The following is a 22,688-nucleotide window of genomic DNA, read 5'->3' as shown; positions in this document are numbered from 1 at the left end:
ACGCGATATGGCGGCAATCACCCCCGGCTGATCCCGTGCTGGCGCAATTTTCGATACAACGTATTTCGGCTGATCCCCAAACGCACCGCCACCCGGCTCATGTTCCATTGCTCGGCCTGCACCTGCGCCAGCAACGTCTGGCGCTCGGACTGGCGCAATGGGTCCTGCGCCTCAAGCAACGATTGAGCGCTTTGGGGCAGCAATTGCTGCACATCGATCAGGTGAATATGACCATCGTCGGACAGCGCCAGCAGCGTGCGCAGCACGGTGCGCAACTGCCGGACATTGCCCGGCCAGGCATACGCCAGCAACGCTTCGCGCGCCTGCGATGCAAGGCGGACCGGCCTTTGCCCGGCTTCTTCACGCAGCAGCCCATCGAGCAACGCGCCCTTGTCTGTACGCTCGCGCAGTGCCGGCAACTGCACGCTGAACCCTGCCAGGCGATAAAACAGGTCCTCACGAAACAGCCCTTGGGCCACCCGAGCCGTCAGGTCCTGATGCGTGGCGCTGATCACCTGCACATCCAGCGGCCGTGGTGTCGCGCCACCCAGCGGCACCACTTCGCGCTCTTCCAGCACCCGTAGCAAGCGGGTTTGCAAGGCCAGGGGCATGTCACCGATCTCATCGAGAAACAGTAGGCCGCCGTGCGCCTGTTCCAGTTTGCCGACCATGCCATCGCGGCGCGCCCCGGTGAAGCTGCCGCCGCGATAACCGAACAGCTCGCTCTCGATCAGCGTCTCGGGAATCGCCGCGCAATTGATCGCCACGAATGGCCGGGTGCGACGCGAGCCCGCCCGATGCAAGGCGCTGGCGAACGCCTCTTTGCCGGTACCGGTTTCACCACGCAGCAGCACCGGCACATCGCGCTCCAGCACCTGCGCAGCGCGCTCGAAACTGCGCCGCAGCGCCGGGTCTTGCAGGCAGATCCGTTCATCGGGCGATCCAGGCAACGGCGGCGCAACCGCAGGCGCCATGGGCTGTGGCGCGCGCAATTGCGCATGCAGCAGGCGCCCGTCCGCCAGGCGCAACGGCCAGCACAGCCCAGGTTGCGGGCTGGCACGGTCAAGTACCTGTTCAAGCGGCACTTGCACCAGCGTCGTCAGCGACCGCTGCGCCAGTTGCTGGCGTGTCAGGCCCAGCAGGTCGAGGGCCATCTGGTTGGCCGAGGTGATCGTGCCGCGTTCGTCAAAGCCCAGCAAGCCTTCGCCCAGCAGGCCGGTAAACCCCGGCTCCGGGTGAAAACGCAGCAAGAAGTGCTGCGGCTGGTGCTGGAGGAAATAGCAGCTCTCGATCAACCGCGCCGACAGGCTGGTCAGCGACATGGCCTGAAAGCGCTCCTGCAAGGTGCGCTCTTCATGCGCCGATGACACATTGAGCACGGCCAGCAATTGGCCGTGCGGATCGAAAATCGGGCTGGCCGAGCAGGTCAGGCCGGCATGCCGGCCGCGAAAATGCTCATCGCGTCGAATCGTCACGTGCTGGCGCTCCACCAGGCACGTGCCCACGCCGTTGGTGCCTTCGCAGTCCTCGCTCCACATGGCGCCCAGCCACAACCCGGCGCGCTGAAACTCCACCCGCTCGGCTTCGTCGAGCACGCTGTCGATCACCACGCCTTGAGCATCGGTGAGCAGCACCACATGGCCGCTGCGGCCCAGTTGCTGGTGCAGGCTGTTCATCTGCCAGCGCGCCATGCCGATGATGTGTTCCAGCGGCGCGCGATGATCCTGCAGTCGAGGCTGTTCGACGACGCAGGGCGCCTGCCGGCTGGCCGGGTCGAGGTGGTGCTGGTTGAGGCAGCGATGCCAGGAACGGGTGATGGCCAGGCCCGCACCGGCGTGCTGGCTGGCGGGCAGACCGTGTACGGCCTGCAAAACCTGTTGCGCGTGGGCGCTGATCAGGGTCGAGGTCATTATTGTTGTTCTCCGCAGTCACGCTGGGTCTGTCGGCAGCTTAGTTGAAAACGCCCGTGCTGGAAAAATCACCCGCTGGCACACAGTGACACTCTGTCACGGCGCACTGTCCCGAAGGTGGCACACAGGCAAGCACCGAAACCGCTATTGAGCTGCACGGCAACGCTCTGCGCCGCAGCTTTCAGAAAGCTGGCCCGAGCCTTGCGATAGACCGGCTGCAAACAAGAACAACAAAGGAAAGCCCGCAATGACTATCGCTATCCAAACCCCGACCGAACAACTCGCCGCCTGGGTCGAGCACGTTGCCGAGCACCTGGCCCGGCGCGACCTCGATGCGGCGCTGGCGCTGTTCAACGAGGAATGCTACTGGCGCGACCTGGTGCTGTTCAGCTGGAACCTGGTAACCCTGGAAGGCAAGCCGGCCATCCGTGACATGCTTGAACAACGCCTTGAGCAGACCCGCCCCGAACACTGGCAGCTCGAAGGCGAAGCCACGCTGGGCGACGGCGTGATCGAAGGCTGGATCAGCCTGGAAACCGCCACGGCGCGGGGCAAAGGTTATGTGCGCCTCAGGGACGGCAAGTGCTGGACGCTGCTGACCAGCATGCGCGAACTCAAGGGCTTCGAAGAGCCCGCCGGCCGTCGCCGCCCACAAGGTGCGCAACACGGTCACGGGCATGCCGACAAGCGCAACTGGCTGGAACGGCGCCAGGATGAACACGCCGCCCTCGGCACGACCACCCAGCCTTTTTGCCTGATCGTCGGTGGCGGGCAGGGTGGTCTGGGCCTGGCCGCGCGGCTCAAGCGGCTCAACGTACCAACGTTGATCATCGACAAGGCCGAGCGTCCCGGCGACCAGTGGCGCGGGCGTTACAAATCGCTGTGCCTGCACGACCCGGTCTGGTACGACCACATGCCGTACCTGCCGTTTCCCGACCACTGGCCGGTGTTCACGCCCAAGGACCAGATGGGCGACTGGCTGGAAATGTACACGCGCATCATGCAGCTCGATTACTGGCCGCGCACCGAGTGCGTACAGGCCAGCTTCGACGAACAGACCGGGCAGTGGAACGTCGAGGTACTGCGTGACGGCAAACCCCATATCTTGCGCCCCACCCAGTTGATCCTGGCCACTGGCATGTCCGGGGTGCCGAATGTGCCGGTCTATCCGGGCAGCGAGAATTTTAATGGCCAACAGCACCATTCCAGCCGTCATCCGGGTGGCGATGCCTGGCGCGGCAAGCGTGCGGTGGTGATCGGCGCGAATAACTCGGCCCACGACATCTGTGCCGATCTGGTGGAGAACGGCGCTGAGGTGACCATGGTCCAGCGCTCCAGTACGCACATCGTGCGCTCCGAGAGCCTGATGGAATATCTGTTTGCCGGGCTGTATTCCGAGGACGCGCTGGACAGCGGCTTGAGCACCGACAAGGCCGACATGCTGTTCGCCTCGATTCCGTACCGGATCATGGGCGACTTCCACCGCCCGGTGTTCGATGCGATTCGCGCGCGCGACCAGGACTTTTATGCGGGCCTGGAAAAAGCCGGCTTCATGCTCGATTTTGGCGACGATGATTCCGGGCTGTTTCTCAAGTACGTACGCCGGGGCTCGGGCTATTACATCGATGTCGGCGCCTCGCAACTGATCGCCGACGGCACGATACAACTCAAGAGCGGCGCAGGGCTGGGCGTCGAGCACATCGAGGCCGATGCCGTGGTGCTCAACGACGGCACCCGGCTGCCCGCCGACCTGATCGTCTACGCCACCGGCTATGGCTCGATGAACGGCTGGGCCGCCCGGCTGATTTCCCCGGAAGTCGCCGACAAGGTCGGGCCGTGCTGGGGACTGGGCTCAGGCACCACCAAGGATCCCGGCCCGTTCGAAGGCGAACTGCGCAACATGTGGAAGCCTACCGCGCAAACCAACCTCTGGTTCCACGGCGGCAACCTGCACCAGTCCCGGCATTACTCGCTGTACCTGGCGCTGCAACTCAAGGCGCGCTTCGAGGGCCTGGACACGCCGGTATACGCCCCTAAACCCCGGTAGGAGATCACCCGCCGCCACGGCGCCGCGCTGTCGCGCAGCAAACATGGGACCTGTAGGAGGGAGCTCTGCCGGAATGCCGGACCATCGCGATCGGCTGCGCAGCAGTCGTAAAATGTCAGCGTTTCAGAAATTTCTGTGAGCGCTTCGCGCTCAATCGCCAGCAGAGCTCGCTCCTACAAGGTTCAACCCCGGCGTTAGCGTTTACCCAGTTCAATGTCGTTAAACAGGGCAATTCCCTCTGCCGTCCAGTGGAAATTGCCCACCTGCGAGGCCGTTGCCGCCTGGATCAGCCGCTCGGCCACCGGAAAGGTCGACGCTTCATCGATCAGCAAGTCCTGTAAATCGCCATAGGCCTGCCCGCGTTGTTCGGGGCGGGTCGCATTCATCCCCGCATCGAAGAGCGCCTGCGCCTTGATCAGGGTTTCAGGCTCGTAGGTGTTGGTGGCCATCGTGGTGCTGTACGCCACCCGCGGGTCAAGAATGGTTTGCAGGATGATCGGGTCGGCGCGGGTCATGTAGCTGGAGGTCAGGTCGTATTTACCCGACGCCATCGCCTCGGACCATTCGCCACGGGTCACGACATTGAGCTTCAGCTCGATGCCGACCTTGCGCAACTGGTCCTGGATCAGCACATCGCCCGGCGCTTCACTGCCCGCCAGGTTAAAGCCCAGGCTCAAGCGTTTGCCGTCCCTGTAGCGGTAACCGTCGGCGCCTTTGGCCCAGCCGGCGGCATCCAGCAGTTGTTCGGCGCCTTGCGGGTCGTAGGTCAGTTTGTCGCTCTGTTTCTTGTAGAACGGTGTGGTCACGTCATACACGCCACTGACCACCGGAAAGTCCGGGGTGTAGACAGTGCGCGCATAAGTGCCGCGGTCGATGGACTTCTGCAAGGCCAGGCGCAGTTGCTTGTCGCCCAGCAAGCGCCCGTCGCGGGTGTTAGGGTACAGGTTGATCGCCGGTCCCGGCAGCGAGCGGCTCTGGATCGTGGCGCCTTTGGACTGGAAGTGCTTCTGGTCGACCTCGGAGAAGGGCAGGCGCGGCCAGAGGATATCGAGCTTGCCCTGCACGAACAGACCGTTGCGTACGCTTTCTTCGGGCACATAGCTGATGTCCACGCTATCGACGTGCGCATCGCCCTTGTTCTTCACATTGCTCGAGGCCCAGGCGTAGCCGCTGCGCTTGACCAGGCGTGCGCCGACTTCCGGGGTGTAATGTTCAAGCACAAAAGGTCCGGTGCCGATGATCTTGCCCAGCGAGCGCTCTTGCGCGCTGAGTGCGTACGACGCGGGCGCCAGGATCGCCAGGTTGGTGGTGGAGGTGGCCTGCAGAAAACCGGCATTGGGCCGTGACAGCACCAGCTTGATCGTAAAGTCATCGACCACTTCGGCATGGTCATAACCGGCCAGGTAGGTCGCGCCAAAGGTCGCCGGCAGTTGCGTGGCGAACGCCTTGTTGCTGTCGAACGACGCCTTGACCGCCTTGGCATCGAATCGCTCGCCATTGCTGAACGTCACGTCCTGGCGCAAATGAAAGGTGTAGGTCAGCGCATCGTCGCTCACTGTCCAGCTCTTTGCCAGCCAGGGAATGATCGCGCCGCTGTCGGGGTCCTGGTCGGTCAGCGACTCGACCACATTGCGCAACAGCACGCGGTGCTCCAGCCAGTAGACCTGAAAGGGGTCGACACTGACGAGCATGGTGTTGTCGCTGAAAAAGGCGATGCGCAGATTTTTGCCAGAGCCGGTTTCGCCTTCGGTAGGCGAACAGGCCGTGACGCTCAGGGCCAAGGCGCAAGCGGCAAACAGGGGTGTGGCGATTTTGCGCATGAAGTCCTCTCGATTCCAGCCGGCTCGCGCGGTGTGCGCAAGCCATGTGAGAGCGATGAGGTGGTGGTGGGTTCGCTCGGGTAATGATTACCTTGCGACCGTAGTCATATAACCAGCATCCGTAAAAGGCTTTTTGGCTATATGCTAATTATGAAAAATATTGATTTTTGATTTTATTATTTATGTTTAAAAAATATTTAAATGCCGAGCGATTCAGGAATCGCCAAGCAGCGCCAGAATATCTGCCAGGCAGGTATCGATAATCTCGTCTGCCAACGGCGAATCGTCCGGGCAGGCTCTGGACAGCGTGATTGCCCCCACAGCCTGAGCAATCAGGCTGATCATTCTGGCGCGGCGCTCCGGTGCATGTTTGCCCAGCATGCCTTCGATACCGTCGGCAAAAATCGCCTTGATTTCGTCGGGCTGACGCGCCGCATCGCCGCCCAGCGCGGCCATGGTGCAACCCAGGTCCGGCGAGTCGCGGTGGTCACGCGAGAGGTAGTGGCTGAAGCGTTCGGCGGTGCTCATGCCGTCGCTGTTTTGCTGCGCTTTGGAAATCCCGCAGGCCGCCGCTTCCGCGATCAGATCGGCCTTGGACGCAAAATGCTTGTAGAACCCGCCATGGGTAAAGCCGGCCGCCGCCATCAGGTCGGCGACACTCACGCCGTCATAGCCACGTTCACGAAACAGTGCCGAAGCCGTCTCGACGATGTGCGCTCGATTGGCTTGTACCTGGGCTTTGCTGACCCGCATGTTTGAATCCTCTGCTGCCATCCACTGAATCAGGTGCTGAGCATACATTGATGTCGAGCGTCATCAAAGCGGGTTGACAATAAAGATGATGATCGTCATCTTTATTGCCGACTGTTTCCTCGACTTCCCACGGAGAGTTCCATGTCCAGCGACATCCTGTTTACGCCCTTCAAGCTCAAAAGCCTCGACCTGCCCAACCGTATCGTCATGGCACCCATGACCCGTGGTCTTGCGCCAGAAGGTATTCCCGGCACGGCGCACGCCGAGTATTACCGCCGCCGTGCCGAAGGCGGGGTGGGACTGATCCTGACCGAAGGCACGGTGATCGACCGGCCGGCCTCGCGCAATATGCCAGGCATTCCGTTTTTTCACAGTGAGCCTGCACTCAATGGCTGGGCTGGCGTCGCCGATGCCGTGCACAAGGCGGGCGGTCGAATTGGTCCACAGATCTGGCACACCGGCTCGACCCGCGCCCGTGGCGAATGGGTACCCGATGCACCGGTCGAAAGCCCGTCCGGGCTGGTCGGCCCCAATGACCCGCGCGGCGTCGAAATGACCCTGGAAGACATCGCCGACACCGTTGCGGCGTTTGCCCGTGCTGCCGCCGATGCCAAGCGCCTGGGCTTCGACACCGTCGAACTGCACGGCGCCCACGGTTACCTGATCGATCAGTTCTTCTGGGCCGGCACCAATTCCCGCACCGATGCCTTTGGTGGCGCAACGATCGCCGAGCGTGCACGCTTTGCCGCCGAAGCGGTGAAGGCCGTACGTGCCGCCGTGGGCCCGGATTTCCCGTTGATCCTGCGGGTCAGCCAATGGAAGCAACAGGACTACGCCGCGCGCCTGGCCACCACGCCACAGGGCCTGACCGAATGGCTGGCGCCACTGGTCGACGCCGGAGTCGATATCTTGCACTGCTCGCAACGGCGCTTCTGGGAGCCGGAATTTCCGGAAATCGACGGCGAAGACGGCCTCAACTTTGCCGGCTGGGCGAAGAAGGTTACCGGTGCGGCGACCATCAGCGTCGGTTCGGTGGGGCTGGACGGCGATTTCTTTGGCGCCTTCGGCGGCCAGGGCTCGGGCGCAGCCGCGCTGGACAACCTGCATGCGCGGCTGGAGCGTGAAGAGTTCGACCTGATCGCCGTCGGCCGTGTACTGATCTCGGACGCCGAATGGGCCAACAAGGTCCGCACCGGGCAGACCGAGTCGTTGCAAGGCTTCAATGCAGCCGATCTGGCGACATTGGCCTGACGCTATCAGCCGCGCTCAAGCAGCAACGCAACCCCCTGGCCACCGCCGATACACAGCGTGGCCAGGCCTTTGTTGGCGTCGCGCTTGAGCATCTCGTGCACCAGGCTGACCACCACGCGGCAGCCTGACGCGCCGATCGGGTGGCCCAGAGCGATAGCGCCGCCATTGACGTTGACCTTGTCGCTGTCCCATTGCAGTTCCTTGCCCACCGCCAGGGCTTGTGCGGCAAACGCTTCGTTGGCTTCGATCAGGTCCAGTTCATCCAGGGTCCAGCCGGCTTTGGCCAGGCACGCACGGGTCGCCGAAACCGGCGCGATGCCCATGATTGCAGGATCCACGCCGGAGCTGGCATAAGCCTTGATACGCGCCAGCACCGGCAAACCCAATGCCTCGGCTTTTGCCGCACTCATCAGCAGCACCGCCGCCGCACCGTCATTGACGCTGGAGGCGTTGCCGGCGGTGACGCTGCCGTCGCTCTTGAATGCCGGCTTCAGCTTGGCCAGCGATTCTGCTGTGGTGCCGGCGCGCGGTTGTTCATCGGTGGCAAAGGCAACCGGGTCGCCTTTGCGCTGGGGAATCAGGATCGGGGTGATTTCATCGTTGAAGCGTCCGGACTCGATGGCGCTCAGGGCTTTTTCCTGTGACCGCGCCGCGAAGGCATCCTGCGCCTGACGCGAGATATCGAATTTATTCACCAGATTTTCGGCGGTGATGCCCATGTGGTAATCGTTGAAACTGTCCCACAGGCCGTCGCTGATCATGCTGTCGAGCATCTGCGCATGGCCCATGCGCAAACCGGTGCGCGCTTTGGGCAGCACATAGGGCGCCAGACTCATGTTTTCCATGCCGCCGGCAACGATGACTTCGGCATCGCCGCAACGAATGCTCTGCACGGCCAGGTGCAGCGCCTTCATGCCCGAGCCACAGACCTTGTTGAGGGTCAGCGCCGGCACGGTGTGCGGCAAGCCGGCATGAATCGCCGCTTGCCGTGCGGTGTTCTGCCCGGCGCCTGCGGTCAGCACATGGCCCAGAATCACCTCATCGACCTGCTCGCCACCCAGCCCGGTCTGCTCCAGCAAACGGCGGATGACGGCAGCGCCCAGTTCGACGGCGGGCGTATTGGCCAGTGAGCCCTGAAAACTGCCGATGGCAGTGCGGGTGGCGGCGACGATAACGACGTCTTGCATGAAGATGCTCCTTGTTTTTATGTACCGAGCGAACTCCTGTAGGAGCTGCTTTAGCTGCGATCGAGCGCTTAGCGCTCGCAGAAATTGTCGAAACGCTGAAATTTTACGACTGCTGCGCAGCCGTTCCCGGCTAAAGCCGGTCCTACGAGGCCGTTCCGCAGTATTGTCTGTAGCCAGCTTCTGCTTAATCCTGACGTTTGTTAAGTTTGTTTTTCCGTGTCATTGATTTGTAAAGCAAATCAATCCTCACACTGAATGCAATAAAAACTGCTGCACCGCCCTGGCTTCGGCGCTCACCAGGGTTTTCTCGTTCCAGATCAACCCCAGTTCCATGTCCGGCACCGGGTCACTGAGTGTGCGGGTTTCCAGCCGGCGGCCTTCCAGCGACCAATGGCGAAAGACCATTTTCGACAGCACCGTCACACCAAAGCCGTTCGCCACCAACCCGCGCAAGGCTTCCATCGAACTGGTCCTGAACGCCACACGCGGGCTGACGCCACATTGCTGCCAGTAGCGGTTGGTCGAGGCTTCGCCTTCGTCGACGGTAAACATCAGGTACGGCAGCGGCTCGATGTCCTTGAGGCTGATTTTCTCCGCGCGCAATAACGGATGATCCACCGGCAGCCAGATTTCGCGTTTGGACTGCATCAATACCGCCTTGCTCAAGGCCAGGTCCGGCGCCGAGTTGGAGACGATGATCAGCCCCAGATCCAGCGAGCCATCGGAAACCGCCTGTTCGATGGCCACCCGGTCCATGTCCTGCAAATCGAACTCCACATCGGGATAGCTGCGCCGAAAGCGCATCAGCACCGTGGGCAGGTAATAACCCAGCACCGTATAGCTGGCGCCGATGCGTACCGTGCCGCTGATCGCCGCGCCGGTGCTGAGCGGTTCGCTGACCGCATCCTGCACGGCATTCAGAATCGAGCGGGTGCGCTCCAGAAAACGGTGGCCTTCCAGGGTCAGCCGCACGCCATAAGGCAGGCGCTCGAACAGGCTGACATTCAGCGCTTGCTCCAGTTGCGCGATGGCGGCGGTGATCGCCGATTGCGAAATATGTTCGCTGGTGGCCGCCAGCGAGAACTGGCCCGTTTCGGCAGCGGCACGAAAGTAGCGCAGTTGGCGAAGAGAAATATCACGGGAATGAGCCATCTGTTTTTTTTATACCCGATGTCTGTTTTTAGAAATTTACGATAGCGCAAGCGGCGGATAACGTAATTGAAAACCGAGCAACTATAAAAATAACAGCCTGAGGATCCGCCGCATGAGCAGCAAAGCTCCGACTATCGACAGGGCACCGACCCTCGACGACAAGTACCTGCAAGCCTCAGGCACGGTCCTGATGACCGGCGTCCAGGCCCTTGTCAGGCTGCCGATGATGCAGCGCCAGCGCGACCAGGCCGCCGGTCTCAACACCGCAGGTTTCATCTCTGGCTACCGCGGCTCGCCCTTGGGCGGCTTCGATCAGGCGTTGTGGAAAGCCCGCGACCACCTCGATACCCAGCACATCAAATTTCACCCCGGTCTCAACGAAGACCTGGCGGCGACCTCATTGTGGGGCACCCAGCAGGTCAACCTGTTCGAGGGCGCCGAGTACGACGGTGTGTTCGGCATGTGGTACGGCAAGGGGCCGGGCGTCGACCGCTGTGGCGATGTGCTGCGTCACGCCAATGCTGCTGGCACTTCGCAGTTTGGCGGCGTGCTGGCGATTGCCGGCGACGACCACGGCGCGCGGTCGTCGTCGCTGCCGCACCAGACCGAGCACATTTTCAAGGCGGTAATGATCCCGGTGCTGGCGCCCTCCGGCGTGCAGGAATACCTCGACTACGGCTTGCACGGCTTTGCGATGTCGCGCTATTCCGGCTGCTGGGTGGCGATGAAAGCGGTCGCCGACACCGTCGAAAGCGGTGCGGTGGTCGACATCAGCCTGGACCGGGTCAACCCGGTGATCCCCGATTTCGAGCTGCCGGCCGGTGGCCTGAACATTCGCTGGCCGGACCCGCCGCTGGCCCAGGAACAGCGGCTGATGGAGCACAAGCTCTACGCGGTGGCGGCCTATGCGAGGGCCAACGGCCTGGACCGCATCGTGCTGGACGCACCGAAGGCGCGGATCGGCATCGTCACCTCCGGCAAGTCGTACCTTGACGTCTGTCAGGCGCTGAAAATCCTCGGTGTCGACCAAGCGCGCGCCGCACAACTGGGCCTGCGTGTGTACAAGGTCGGCATGGTCTGGCCGCTGGATGCCGAAGGCGTGCGGCACTTCGCCGATGGCCTGGAAGAGATCATCGTGGTCGAAGAAAAGCGCCAGATGATCGAGTACCAGCTCAAGGAAGAACTCTACAACTGGCGCGAAGACGTGCGCCCACGCATCGTCGGCAAGTTCGATGACAAGGGCGAGTGGACCCGGCCGCACACCGACTGGCTGCTGCCGGCAACCAGCGACCTGACCCCGTCGCAAATCGCCCGCGCGCTGGCCAAGCGCATTCTGCGTTACCACCAGAGCGGCGAGTTGCAGGTGTCGCTGGCGGTACTCGAAGCCGGGCTGGCGGCCAATCGGCGCTTCAATACGCTGATGGACCGTCTGCCGCATTACTGCTCCGGCTGCCCGCACAACAGCTCGACCAAGGTTCCCGAAGGGAGCCGCGCGCTGGCCGGCATCGGTTGCCACTACATGGCGGCGTGGATCTACCCGCAGACCAAGACCTTCAGCCAGATGGGCGGCGAGGGCGCGGCGTGGATTGGCCAGGCGCCGTTCACCCGCACCCCGCATGTGTTCGTCAACCTGGGCGACGGCACCTATTTCCACTCAGGCCTGCTGGCGATTCGCGCCGCCGTGGCCGCGAAGGTCAATATCACCTACAAGATTCTCTACAACGACGCGGTGGCGATGACCGGCGGCCAACCGGTCGACGGCTCGCTGAGCGTGGCGCAGATTTCCCGGCAACTGGCGGCCGAAGGCGTGCAGCGCATCGTGGTGGTCACCGACGACACCGAGCGCTACAAAACCATCACCGACCTGGCGCCGGACGTGCCGGTGCTGCGCCGCGACCGCATGGACGACGTACAGAAATCGCTGCGCGAGTATCAAGGCGTGTCGGCACTGATCTACGACCAGACCTGCGCCGCCGAAAAACGTCGCCGGCGTAAACGCGGCAAGTTTGCCGACCCGGCGCGTCGGGTGATGATCAACGAGGCGGTGTGTGAAGGCTGTGGCGATTGCAGCAGCAAATCCAACTGCATGTCGGTGACCACCGTAGAAACCGAATTCGGCAGCAAGCGCGAGATCGATCAGTCGTCGTGCAACAAGGACTTCACTTGCCTTGAAGGCTTTTGCCCCAGCTTCGTCACCATCGAAGGCGGCGCGCTGCGCAAACCCAAGGCACTGGCCGATGCCGACCATTGGGAACTGCCGGCCGCGCAAACGGCCTCGCTGGCGCACCCGTTCAGCATCCTCATCACGGGGGTGGGCGGCACCGGCGTGGTGACTATCGGTGCGTTACTGGGCATGGCCGCGTTCATTGAAGGCAAAGGCACACTGAGCCTGGACATGGCCGGCATGGCGCAGAAGGGCGGTGCGGTCTGGTCGCACATTCGCATTGCCGCGCACCAGCACCAGTTACATGCCCCGCGGATTGCCGAAGGTGAAGCCAACCTGCTGCTGGGTTGCGACCTGGTGGTGAGTGCCAACACCGAAACCCTGCTGAAAATGCGTCAGGGCGTGACCTTTGCCGTGATCAACAGCGAAGAAAGCATCACCGGCACGTTCGTGCGCACCTTTGCTCGCCAGGCTGAAAGCGGCGATGTGCAAGCGCACCCGGACCCGGTGTTCCGCACCGCCGACATGGCCCGGCAGATCACTGAGGCCGTCGGCGAAAAACAGGCGCAGTTTCTCAACGCCAGCCGCATCGCCACCGCCTTGATGGGCGACTCGATTGCCACCAACACCTTCATGCTCGGCTTCGCCTGCCAGAAGGGCTGGCTGCCGGTCAGCGAAGAATCGCTGCTGCACGCCATCGAACTCAACGGCACAGCGGTGGCTTTCAACAAGGCGGCGTTTGTCTGGGGACGTCGCGCCGCCCATGACCTGCCGCGCGTCGAAGCCAGGATCAATGCCGCTCAGGTCAAAAGCGCTGACCGGGTGCTGTCGCTGACCCTGCCAGAGCAGATCGCCCGCCGCATCGAGTTCCTGACCCGGTACCAGAACGCCGCCTTCGCCAAGCGTTACAGCACAACCGTCGACGCCTTTATGGCTGCTGAAACCCGCCTGACCGGCAGCCCCGGCGCGCTGAGCGAAGCGGTGGCCCGCTATTGGTTCAAGGTACTGGCGATCAAGGATGAATACGAAGTGGCGCGGCTGTATACCGACGGCGAATTCCTGAAAAAGATCGAGGCCGGGTTTGAAGGTGACTACCGCCTGCGCTTTCATCTGGCGCCGCCGTTGCTGAACAAGGCGGCGGCCGGCGAGAAGGCGAAAAAGTCCACTTACGGCCCGTGGATGCTCAAGGCCCTGCGCCTGCTGAGCCACTGCAAATCAGTACGCAACACCTGGCTCGACCCGTTCGCCCGTACGCATGAGCGCCAGGCTGAACTGGCCTGGCAGCGTGATTACGAGGCGGTTCTCGATGAGTTGCTCAAGGGTCTGAACGCGGAAAACCTTGGGCTGGCCGTTGAACTGGCCTCGTTGCCGGATGCGGTGCGTGGCTACGGCGCGGTCAAGGATCGCTACCTGCAACATGCGCTACAGCGCAAAGACACGTTGCTGGGGCAGTGGCGCAATCCGGCGCAGTTTCATGATGCGGCCAGTCCGACTGTGCGTATCCCGACGGCTCAGGTGTAGGGCTCATGCGGCGATGCCATTGCCGGTTTTGCGGTCAATCAGGAATACGGCGGCTCGGGCCAGCGGAAAGAATACCTCTGGTAGCACCTTGCCTGCACCAGAGCAAACACTGCACTCACCCAATCCGAAAGTCAGGATGCAACTGCTTCCAGTGAGTGCGTAAGACAGCTTTCTGACTTTCTGCCATCACGCTGTTATCGAGCGCCTTGGGCCATAGGGTGCGAGCCTTTTCCAGCACGACTTTCATATTGTTGAACACCAGACGCCACGGAATATCCCCATACTCGGCCCATCGTTTGAAATGCTCAAAAGACGCCCCATACCAGTTCTTGGCCTGACTCATGTTCAAGGCGTACTGGGTCTCATCTCGCATGTAAACGCGGGTCACAACAATGTCGTAGGCAGGGGAGAGCTGCGCGTTTCGACCGTCCGGGTAGATAATGCTCCAGTTTTTAAGATGGGCATCCCCATTTGCCAACAGAATATTGACCAGCAAACGCACGGCCATCTGTGCCGCGTCCTGTTGGCCCCTTGCAGAGTTCTGGTAAATCAGCTTGCCTATTTGCTCGTAGCTGGCGGCGCGGTATTTCTGATGGGCATAAGCAAAAAGTATCTGGGCAAAATCTTCTGAATGGACACGCTGGTTGCCAGGCAGTCGATCATAGCGGCGTATGCCGTAGGCGAACTTTTCGTTAGGCAGGTTGATGTTTGGCAACGTCTCGATGTCGCCCATGGCAATCAGTTTTATTTCAGGAATCTCGACGCCTGCGAGCGCGGCCAGCGTCATTGCCGTGTATTCATTGAGAGGAACAAAAGGATGAAGGGTCGAGGGGGTCTTGATTATCCAGTCTCCTGGAGCGCCAGGGTCGCCGGTGATATAGCGACCGTCCTGATGACGCATGGAAAACTTCATCTGCACACCGGCCAGGGAAAAGTGGGCTCGGTTGTCGGGGATTTCAATAACCGACGGTTCGATTTTTCCATGGTGCAGGAGGGCCAGTGGCGGGATTTCCGAAACCTCCATCGGCTCGGCGATCAGCGCCCCCGGAAGATCCCGGCCAAGCCAGCCAAGCAATGGGTATTCGTTGTCTTGATGGATTTTCATGGCCTGTGACAGAAAATCGCGCAGCGCACCTTCAGGCAGAAGATTGCTGAGCACGGGATGCAGCTTATGGCTTCGGATATAAGGATGCTTTGTGGCTAATTGCCGGGCAAAGGTCGTTGGATTGGTATGCGACAAGGTCAACGGGTGCCTGGATTCGTTTTGCAAGTACTCAGGCGCCAAGGTAAATACGTTTTTCCCGCTGGAGTAGCCGGCGACATAACCCACCCGTTCGCCCTTGAGCGTCAGCTTCAATGCCGACACGGTTTCCGTGCTCATCAGAGATCCTCCCAAGGATTCTCATTGTCCTCGGCGGTGAAGTAGGGCGGTTGTTCACCGCTGCTGATCTGCGGATAAGCATGGTCTCCCTCCGGTGAGGTATTGCTGGCGAGTAGCCTTTCGACGTCCTTGAGCCTGGATTTGGGCACCAGCACCAGCGCCGCGTCAAGGCCCTCGGCGATCTGGTCGAGGGAATTAAGCCGAGGGTTACCTCCGGCCTCGATCTTCCCGTACTGCTGCCGCGTCAGGCCCGCCAGCAGGGGCATGTCCTGTATTTTTACGCCGAGTGCCAGGCGACGTTTACGGATCTGATCGAGCAGAGTGGTTTTCATGGTTCAGTCCTCTTTGCACGACCTTATGTAATCTATATGGCTCGCGTCAATCTGAATGAGTTATATGGATTACATTTTTTGGATAGTGAGCCATATAGGTTTCATTTCAGGTCTTCCAGCGCCCCCGCAAGTCTGATCGCCCCCGACAAATCCATCTGACTGGAAGCAAACGACTTGATCAACAATGACTCCGGCAGTGCCCAGTCCCATTTCTCCCGATACAGATTTTTCACCTCATGCAATAGCGTCTCGACATCGCTGGCATCCAGCTGTGCCACTTCGCGCAGGGCAATCAGAAGCCGTTCTTTCGACGCGCCGATTTCCAGTACCAGCCCGGAATTCGTACACGCCACCCCAGCACGATTGAGCATCAGGCTCAGTGCATCATTGATGTAGTCGCCGTGCCACGTCAGTAAATAGCTTTTGGAGCCCGAGCCAATGATCGTGCGATCTGCCAGACCCAGTGCCTTAAATGCTTTCCGTGCTTCAGCCAAAAGGTTTTGCGCAGGTATATCAAGAAAGGGGCAGGGCTGCGTCTCCATCAATACAGCACGCATTTCCTCCCTGACTCGGTCGTGGACCATTGCGCCAAGACCGTCAAATTGCGGTGGCGCGCCGCCGCGTGCGGCGTTCACAACAATGACTTTCTTCTCAAGATCCACGTCCAGCACTTGCCAGCGTCGGCCGCCAAAGATAATGCGTTGGCCGACGATTAGCGGACGGCTGACAGGCAAAGAGCCAAGCGGCTTGCCGTCCCGAATCAGGCGGAATTCTTCATCGCTGGTGAAAGCGCTGTAGAACTCGTAATGGTTGACCAGGCGTTCGCCAATCTCGCCCGGCAGCAATAAGCCGGAGCTGTCCTGGACGATGAGTTTCTTTTCACCCAAGGCTTTCAGCAGGGCCAGAAAGTCGGTTTGGGTTACGGCCGCAAAAGTGCCGCTGGCGACCAGCGTATTCCAGAGTTGCGCAGCGCTGGCGCCTCCTTGCTGGGCAATCACTGACAAGCACTGTTGCACCAGTGTGGAGGCGTGCAGCCCGTGGGCTCTGGGCGGCTCGAACCAGTGTTCGATCAACAGACGGATCATGGCGATGGTCTGCACCAGGCCTTGCCTCAGTTGATCGGAGAGATCGGAATCAGGTGTCAACGGGCATTCCTGACAGTAAGCGCGCAGGGTGGCCGGTTCACCTTCACGGCGCCCTGAGCGGCCCAACCGTTGGCGCAGGCTGGCAACTGACGGCGGTGACTGGATCTGGGCGACGGCCTTTATGTTGCCAATGTCGATGCCCAACTCAAGGGTTGTGGTGCAGATGGCGGAGGCGGGCGGGGTGCCGGCTTTCAGCGCACGTTCGGTGTCTTCACGCAGGTCTTTGGACAGGCTGCCGTGATGAGGCAGAAACTCGTTGGGCACACCGTCGTTCTCGCAGAGCTGGCGCAGCCGGTCGGCGTACCACTCCACATTCTTACGGCTGTTGGGGAAAATCAGGTTATTGCTGCCGCGCAGTACCTTGTACAGGTGGGCTGCGATGGCCTGCTTCGTCCCGTCGCCGTTTTGCTCTTCGTCGTTCTCATCCTCTTGCGTATATGCCAGTTTGTTCATGGGCTGCGTGAGGTAACCCCGCACTTGCACCTGGAGGGTATTGCCCGAAGAGTCTGATTTAACGACGGTCACCCGCTGTGCCTGCCCTGGGCGTAGAAACTCCTGCGCCAGGGACATCTCGCCTAACGTAGCCGACAGGCCTACCCGTGGCAGTTGCTTGTCTGCCACCCGTTCGACACGGTGCATCAGCGATTGCAACTGCTTGCCACGCTCACTGCCGATGAAGGCATGCAACTCATCGATCACGATGTAGCGCAAGTTCTGAAACAGACCGGCCAGCGCTGTACCCCGATTGACAAACAAGGCTTCGAGCGACTCCGGGGTGATCAGCAGTATGCCGTTGGGCGATTTGAGGAAACGGTGTTTTTTGCTCGACGATACATCGCCATGCCAGCCGATAACGGGGATTTCCAGACGCTCGCACAAGCGACTCAGCCGGTCCCACTGGTCATTGATCAATGCTTTGAGCGGGCTGATATAAAGCACGGCGCCTGCCGGTTCATCATGGTTGAGCAGATGGGTCAGGATCGGCAAAAAAGCCGCTTCGGTTTTACCCGCTGCGGTTGAGGCCGCAATGATCACATCGCGGTCAGCATTTATCAGAGCTGGTATCGCCCATTCCTGCGCATCCCTGAGCGAGGTCCAGCCTTGTGACCAGACCCACTGTTGCACCTCGGGGTGCAGGCGCTCAAAGCCTGCTGAGTCAGAGCTTGAAGCTGGTGAGTTCATCGTCGGCCTCTACGGCGAAATCCTGTTGTGCGCCGTCATCCCTGGCAATTTCGACGGCGCCCAACAATGTGCGCCAGTCGGACCCCGGGTTCTGCTCCAGCACCGCCAACAGGTTGATGAAGGCGGTGATGGTGGTGCGTGGCGTGCGGAAGTACGCCTCACCGAGTCGTTGGCCGCAATGGTCAATGAAGATGGGCAATGCCTCGTCCGGGAGCAGGTATTTTGCCGGGTCGCCGTAGGCGTAAACGTTGCGCAGATTTTGCAACAGCACGTAGAAGTCTTCCGGTGTCAGGCTGCTCAGGCGAATCACCGGGCCGGAAAGGTCGACATAGCCGGTCTTGGCAAACGTATTTTCAGCCAGCCGCGATTGCAGCGCCGGGTAGCTGTACAGGCCGCGACGGGTGTCCATCAGAAACTCCGGCGTGCCGCCCAGTATGAAGCCCAGACCGTCTGTGGAGCTTTGCAGGGAATCATTGAGAATGCGCAGGATTTGTTCATAGTTGGCGTTGCGGGCCTGGGTGTTGGCCAGCTTATACAGATTGACCAACTCATCGAGGCACACCATCAGCCCGCTAAAACCTGCAAGCCGCACGAAGCGCGAAAGCAGTTTGAGCTGGTCATACACCGAGGCGTCGTCGATGCAGGTGCGTACCCCCAGGGCGGCGCGCGCATCAGTCTTTGTGGTGAATTCGCCTCTGAGCCAGCGAATGGCGTCAGCCTTGAGTTGTTCGTTGCCCTCGTCGAAACCACGACAGTAGGCGGCGATCACTTCGGCAAAATCGTAGCCATTGACCATCTCGGTGAGTTCGGCCAGGTACTGGCGGATCACAGTGTCGCTGTCGATGCCCCGGCTTTTCGCCTCGGTTCTGGCCTGGGCAATAAACTTCTCGACAATGCCTTGCAGCGCACCGCCATCGGGCTTGGTGCGGGTCGACATGTTCTTGGCAAGTTCGGTGTACAGAGAGCGCGCCTGGCCTCCCGACGCATGCAGGCGCCGGTCGGGGTTGAGGTCGGCATGCATTGTCACCAGCTTGCGCTCCATCGCAATGCCGCGAACCAGATTGAGGAAGAAGGTCTTGCCCGCCCCGTATTCGCCGATCACCACCCGAAACGCCGAGCCGCCCTCGGCCAGGCGCTCAATGTCCTTGATCAGTGCGCCCAGCTCGCCCGCTCGCCCGACCTGAATCAAGTGTTGTCCCACGCGTGGGACGACACCGGCGCGCAGTGACTGAATTACCGCGTCGCGATCCTTGGCTCGTATCGTACTCATAGAATTAGCTCACTCAGGATGTCCGGGTTGATTTCGATCGGGTCGTCGCCTTCGGAAATCGGCATGTTAAACGTCTCGAAGCCCATGTCATTGACCTGCTCCAGAGCGCCATCGAGCATCAGTTCCATGTCTGAAGCCGCATCTTCCAGTTCCTGACGGCTCCACTCGCTGCGAGAGACCAGCAGGCGCAGAAATGCGCTGTGCTCGGCATCGAGTCCGTAGAGCTGTGTACCTGCTTCAGAAAGGCTGGATTCAGTGGCCGGTTGCATGACCGGCTCATCGGCATGTTCATCCTGGAATACCTGGGCTAGCAGAGCTGAGACTTGTGCGGTCTCGCGTTGCAGTTGTGCAATTTTGTTCATATCCAGAACGATGCCAGAACCTGACGTGTTGGGCTGAGGAGGGGAAGATGGTTGATGAGCCGGTGTGGCTGCTGCACCGTGCAGATCGCTGTAAAGCGATTGCGGATCGAGTTGCAGCGCCTTGTAGACGCGCTCAAGCAGCCTGACTTCCTCGGGACTGACGATGCCGTCAGCCTGTGCCAGGTGCGCCAGAAAACGCGCAATGGTACGTTTTTCCTCTGGGCTCAGCGGGTCAAGCTTCTTCTTCAGGCTGGCCAGCGTCGGTGGCTGCTGCAACTGAATAAGCAGGTGGGCCTTTAGGCGTTTGCGGTGTGCCACGCACAGGTGATCCCAAGAGTCGATGTGCTGGCCTAGCAACGCTACCTCGGCCTGACAGGTATCGCCATCGGCCGCGGCGACGGCGCTGGCCAGATCGAGGGTGACAACGGCTGCGTGGTAGGCCGCTGTGGTTCGCAAAGTGCCTTCATCAGGCTCTGTAGCAAACAATGCGATTACGTCATCGATTTTGGGAGTACGGCTGCCGGACAATACGTCGGGCTCCATACCAATGCCTAGCGTCTCCAGAGTTTTTGCCAAGGCAGTGACCTGATCACGAGCCAAGCCTCCAGTTGCCTTGAAGTGCTCTGCCAGTTCGCCAAGGCTCATTGAGATCGCTTCATGTCCGACGCGTGATTGCAAGGCGTGCAGCAAACGTCGGGCATGTTCGGGCCATAGTCGCACTGGCAAGTGCAGCAGTCCCTCCAGTGCATCATGACGGTCTGGATTGCGACCAATGTATCTGCTGAAGGAATCAAGCACCGTGGTGCACTCATCAACGAGCAGTTGAAGCTTTTTGCGTGTACCGGACACGGCCGTTACATCTGGAATATCGCCTACGGCAATTTCGGGCACAGTAAGCCGCGATGAAGCTGGCCGGTAAGCAATCCGCAGGCGGGTCTTGTTGTTGGCAAGCATCAGTCCATCGGGAAAGCGTTTGTCATATTCATCCTGAAACAGACGCTCAAACAGATCGGCACATCTGAACACCGGCGTACGCCGCGAGATATTAGGGTCCGAGCGCGCCCAGGCTGAAGCCCAGGGGGCGTTCATGGGGTATTTATCAGCGGCCATCTGACCCAGGGCAACACGTACTGGTATTGGGATTTCATAGCCATCTTCAACGATTGCTGGCAGCGGCTGCGCATACATCCGGGGGCCAATGCTGGCCAGATTCAAGTGTTCAAGCAGTCTGGCGGTATCGTTCTGGAAGTAGGCGTACCCGGCGTAAAGCTTTTGCAGGCGTTGAACCTCGGCGACGATGATTGCCCTCTCGGCGCGCCCTGCATCGTCGTTCGCCATGTCTACCAATGCACGGCGTTCCAGACCGTAGAAGAACATGAATACGTAGCCCGGATCCGCATGCGGCGCGCATCGGCCACCGGCCAGCCATTGAAGATAACCTCGGCGCGCTTCCGGGGTCAGGGTGTCATAGGTAGGCCAGTTGGGCGTCAGTTTGTCTGTTGGGTCGACGGGGGATTTGTGGACTTTCAGGGAGCTGTCTATAAACGACGGCTCGGCAAACCTGAACGCCGAATCATTATTGCCCACGTAAATCATGCCGTGTGGCAGCAGAATGTCGCCCACCGTGATGGGTTCGTCTGCCGCAAGCCATCGGGTTTTAGTCGGGCGATCAGGTGAGCGGGGGATCGTGAACGTGGTGCTACCGGATGAATCCAGGTGCACGGTAAAGAATTCTGGTTTCTCGGGTGTGGTATTCGTTGGGGCAGGCTGTGCAGCGTGTTGGTAGTCATCCGGTGAAGGCACGGTGCCGCCGACCAGATTGGATGACGGACGACTAAAACGAGATTCTCGGGACTCGTTAGTGACTGCATCGACAAGCGTTGCCGCGCGCCGATAGTCATCCGGGTAAGGCACTGTGCCGCCAATCAGGTTGCAGGACGGGCGGCTGTAGCGCTCTCCATGCGCACGCAGATGTTGCGAAGTTTCTATGGGGGTTCGCGCCATTTCTGTCTTCCGTGAGCAAAGGGCTGGCCAAACGGCAGTATCCATAATTTGTCCGGATGGGCCAAGTGCTGGCGCTCGGTGGTCGCAGTACAGATTTATAGGCAGGCACAGGTGATAGCACCCACTCTGCCTGAGGGGCCAGCCAGCGTATGCAGTCCTTTTCCTTGAATGGGCAGGGATTTTTCTGTCAGGCGCAGGACGCGTAATGGGCTGGGTGCTGAAAACCCAAACCCCGGAAACGACAAAGCCCTGAACGATCAGGGCTTTGTGCTATCAAATATGGCGGAGGCATAGAGATTCGAACTCTAGGACCTGTTACAGTCGGCAGTTTTCAAGACTGCTGCCTTAAACCACTCGGCCATACCTCCACTATTGCTGCGGGCGCCATAATACCCGAATGTAACAAGCTGTCAAACTCTCCGGGTGGTGAGTGATGACGCCTCTGTTATGATCTTTGCAACTTGTCATTTCACAGCAAGCTTATCCACAGTAAGGAGCTCGCCATGCGCGAACAGGATTACGTTCTCAAAACCGGTACGCAGGAGGCCGACCAGCTCGAGGTCAGTCGTGTCCTGCGCAATACTTACGGCCTTCTGGCCATCACCCTGGCCTTCAGCGGCGTCATGGCGTTCATGTCCCAGCAGATGGGCGTGCGCTACCCGAACATCTTCGTCGTGCTGATCGGCTTCTATGGTCTGTTCTTCCTCACCGCCAAGCTGCGTGACTCGGTGTGGGGCATCGTTTCGACCTTCGCCCTGACCGGTTTCATGGGTTTCATCCTCGGCCCGATCCTCAACCGTTACCTGGGCATGAGCGGCGGCGCTGAAGTGGTGGGTTCGGCTTTCGCCATGACCGCACTGGTGTTCGGTGGCCTGTCGGCCTACGTGCTGATGACCCGCAAGGACATGAGTTTCCTGGGCGGCTTCATCACTGCCGGCTTCTTCGTGCTGCTGGCGGCCGTACTGGCCAGCCTGTTCTTCGAGATCAGCGGCCTGCAACTGGCGATCAGCGCAGGTTTCGTGCTGTTCTCTTCGGCATGCATCCTGTTCCAGACCAGCGCGATCATCCATGGTGGCGAGCGTAACTACATCATGGCGACCATCAGCCTGTATGTATCGATCTACAACCTGTTCATCAGCCTGTTGCAGATCTTCGGCATCATGAGCCGCGACGACTGATTGCAGTCCTTGCCTCACAAAAAGCCCGC

The 22,688-nt window shown here is 60.5% G+C and carries 14 protein-coding genes and 1 tRNA gene; 4 read left to right on the top strand and 11 right to left on the bottom strand.

From position 1 onward, the window contains the following. Positions 1 to 17: 17 nt before the first annotated feature. The gene (locus ACYP2A_RS10340; protein WP_459744897.1) at positions 18 to 1,910 is read right to left on the bottom strand and encodes a sigma-54-dependent Fis family transcriptional regulator; all 1,893 of its coding nucleotides are present in this window, start codon (positions 1,908 to 1,910) and stop codon (positions 18 to 20) included. A gap of 247 nt (positions 1,911 to 2,157) precedes the next feature. Here ACYP2A_RS10340 and ACYP2A_RS10335 point away from each other — a divergent pair, with 247 nt between their 5' ends. After that, entirely contained in the window at positions 2,158 to 3,957 is a 1,800-nt protein-coding gene (locus ACYP2A_RS10335; protein ID WP_459744896.1) for an NAD(P)/FAD-dependent oxidoreductase, read from the top strand. A 194-nt stretch (positions 3,958 to 4,151) separates the two neighbouring features. Here the strand turns inward: ACYP2A_RS10335 and ACYP2A_RS10330 are convergent, their stop codons facing one another. Together ACYP2A_RS10330 and ACYP2A_RS10325 are read right to left on the bottom strand one after the other, a co-directional pair. After that, positions 4,152 to 5,777 carry an ABC transporter substrate-binding protein gene (locus tag ACYP2A_RS10330; RefSeq protein WP_459744895.1) on the bottom strand — a complete coding sequence of 542 codons (1,626 nt, stop codon included), beginning with the start codon at positions 5,775 to 5,777 and terminating at the stop codon, positions 4,152 to 4,154. A gap of 213 nt (positions 5,778 to 5,990) precedes the next feature. Next, positions 5,991 to 6,530 (bottom strand): TetR/AcrR family transcriptional regulator, encoded by a 540-nt coding sequence (locus ACYP2A_RS10325; RefSeq protein WP_459744894.1) that lies wholly within the window; start codon positions 6,528 to 6,530, stop codon positions 5,991 to 5,993. A gap of 141 nt (positions 6,531 to 6,671) precedes the next feature. On the opposite strand from ACYP2A_RS10325, the gene ACYP2A_RS10320 reads away from it, so the two are divergent. Beyond that, on the top strand, positions 6,672 to 7,781 hold the full coding sequence (locus ACYP2A_RS10320) for an NADH:flavin oxidoreductase (RefSeq protein WP_459744893.1): 1,110 nt from the start codon (positions 6,672 to 6,674) through the stop codon (positions 7,779 to 7,781). A gap of 5 nt (positions 7,782 to 7,786) precedes the next feature. On the opposite strand, the gene ACYP2A_RS10315 is transcribed toward ACYP2A_RS10320, so the two are convergent. Both ACYP2A_RS10315 and ACYP2A_RS10310 read right to left on the bottom strand, forming a co-directional pair. Further along, the gene (locus ACYP2A_RS10315; RefSeq protein ID WP_459744892.1) at positions 7,787 to 8,968 is read right to left on the bottom strand and encodes an acetyl-CoA C-acetyltransferase; all 1,182 of its coding nucleotides are present in this window, start codon (positions 8,966 to 8,968) and stop codon (positions 7,787 to 7,789) included. 246 nt (positions 8,969 to 9,214) lie between these two features. Beyond that, the gene (locus tag ACYP2A_RS10310; RefSeq protein ID WP_459744891.1) at positions 9,215 to 10,120 is read right to left on the bottom strand and encodes a LysR family transcriptional regulator; all 906 of its coding nucleotides are present in this window, start codon (positions 10,118 to 10,120) and stop codon (positions 9,215 to 9,217) included. A 112-nt stretch (positions 10,121 to 10,232) separates the two neighbouring features. On the opposite strand from ACYP2A_RS10310, the gene ACYP2A_RS10305 reads away from it, so the two are divergent. Next, positions 10,233 to 13,805, top strand: a complete 3,573-nt coding sequence (locus tag ACYP2A_RS10305) for an indolepyruvate ferredoxin oxidoreductase family protein (RefSeq protein ID WP_459744890.1) — start codon at positions 10,233 to 10,235, stop codon at positions 13,803 to 13,805. Between the two features lie 115 nt (positions 13,806 to 13,920). On the opposite strand, the gene ACYP2A_RS10300 is transcribed toward ACYP2A_RS10305, so the two are convergent. The 6 genes from ACYP2A_RS10300 to ACYP2A_RS10275 all read right to left on the bottom strand — a co-directional run bounded on the left by ACYP2A_RS10300 (position 13,921) and on the right by ACYP2A_RS10275 (position 21,849). Next, on the bottom strand, positions 13,921 to 15,186 hold the full coding sequence (locus tag ACYP2A_RS10300) for a type II toxin-antitoxin system HipA family toxin (RefSeq protein WP_459744889.1): 1,266 nt from the start codon (positions 15,184 to 15,186) through the stop codon (positions 13,921 to 13,923). After that, positions 15,186 to 15,518 (bottom strand): helix-turn-helix transcriptional regulator, encoded by a 333-nt coding sequence (locus ACYP2A_RS10295; RefSeq protein WP_459744888.1) that lies wholly within the window; start codon positions 15,516 to 15,518, stop codon positions 15,186 to 15,188. Before ACYP2A_RS10295 ends, ACYP2A_RS10300 begins: the two co-directional genes overlap by 1 nt. Before the next feature lie 101 nt (positions 15,519 to 15,619). Further along, positions 15,620 to 17,845: a DEAD/DEAH box helicase gene (locus ACYP2A_RS10290; RefSeq protein ID WP_459744887.1), complete on the bottom strand. Its 2,226-nt coding sequence runs from the start codon at positions 17,843 to 17,845 to the stop codon at positions 15,620 to 15,622. Then, on the bottom strand, positions 17,820 to 19,115 hold the full coding sequence (locus ACYP2A_RS10285; RefSeq protein ID WP_459744886.1) for an ATP-binding protein: 1,296 nt from the start codon (positions 19,113 to 19,115) through the stop codon (positions 17,820 to 17,822). The genes ACYP2A_RS10290 and ACYP2A_RS10285 overlap by 26 nt, the downstream gene beginning before the upstream one ends. After that, complete coding sequence (locus ACYP2A_RS10280) at positions 19,112 to 21,481, bottom strand: tellurite resistance TerB family protein (RefSeq protein ID WP_459744885.1); 2,370 nt, start codon at positions 21,479 to 21,481, stop codon at positions 19,112 to 19,114. Before ACYP2A_RS10280 ends, ACYP2A_RS10285 begins: the two co-directional genes overlap by 4 nt. Before the next feature lie 280 nt (positions 21,482 to 21,761). Continuing rightward, positions 21,762 to 21,849: transfer RNA gene (locus ACYP2A_RS10275), tRNA-Ser, on the bottom strand. Between the two features lie 135 nt (positions 21,850 to 21,984). On the opposite strand from ACYP2A_RS10275, the gene ACYP2A_RS10270 reads away from it, so the two are divergent. Then, on the top strand, positions 21,985 to 22,659 hold the full coding sequence (locus tag ACYP2A_RS10270; RefSeq protein WP_459744884.1) for a Bax inhibitor-1/YccA family protein: 675 nt from the start codon (positions 21,985 to 21,987) through the stop codon (positions 22,657 to 22,659). The last annotated feature ends 29 nt before the right edge of the window (positions 22,660 to 22,688 follow it).

Source organism: Pseudomonas sp. 3A(2025), from assembly GCF_054589175.1.
The sequence above is the reverse complement of the archived record's forward strand: the minus strand, read 5'-3'. Positions and strand labels throughout refer to the sequence as shown.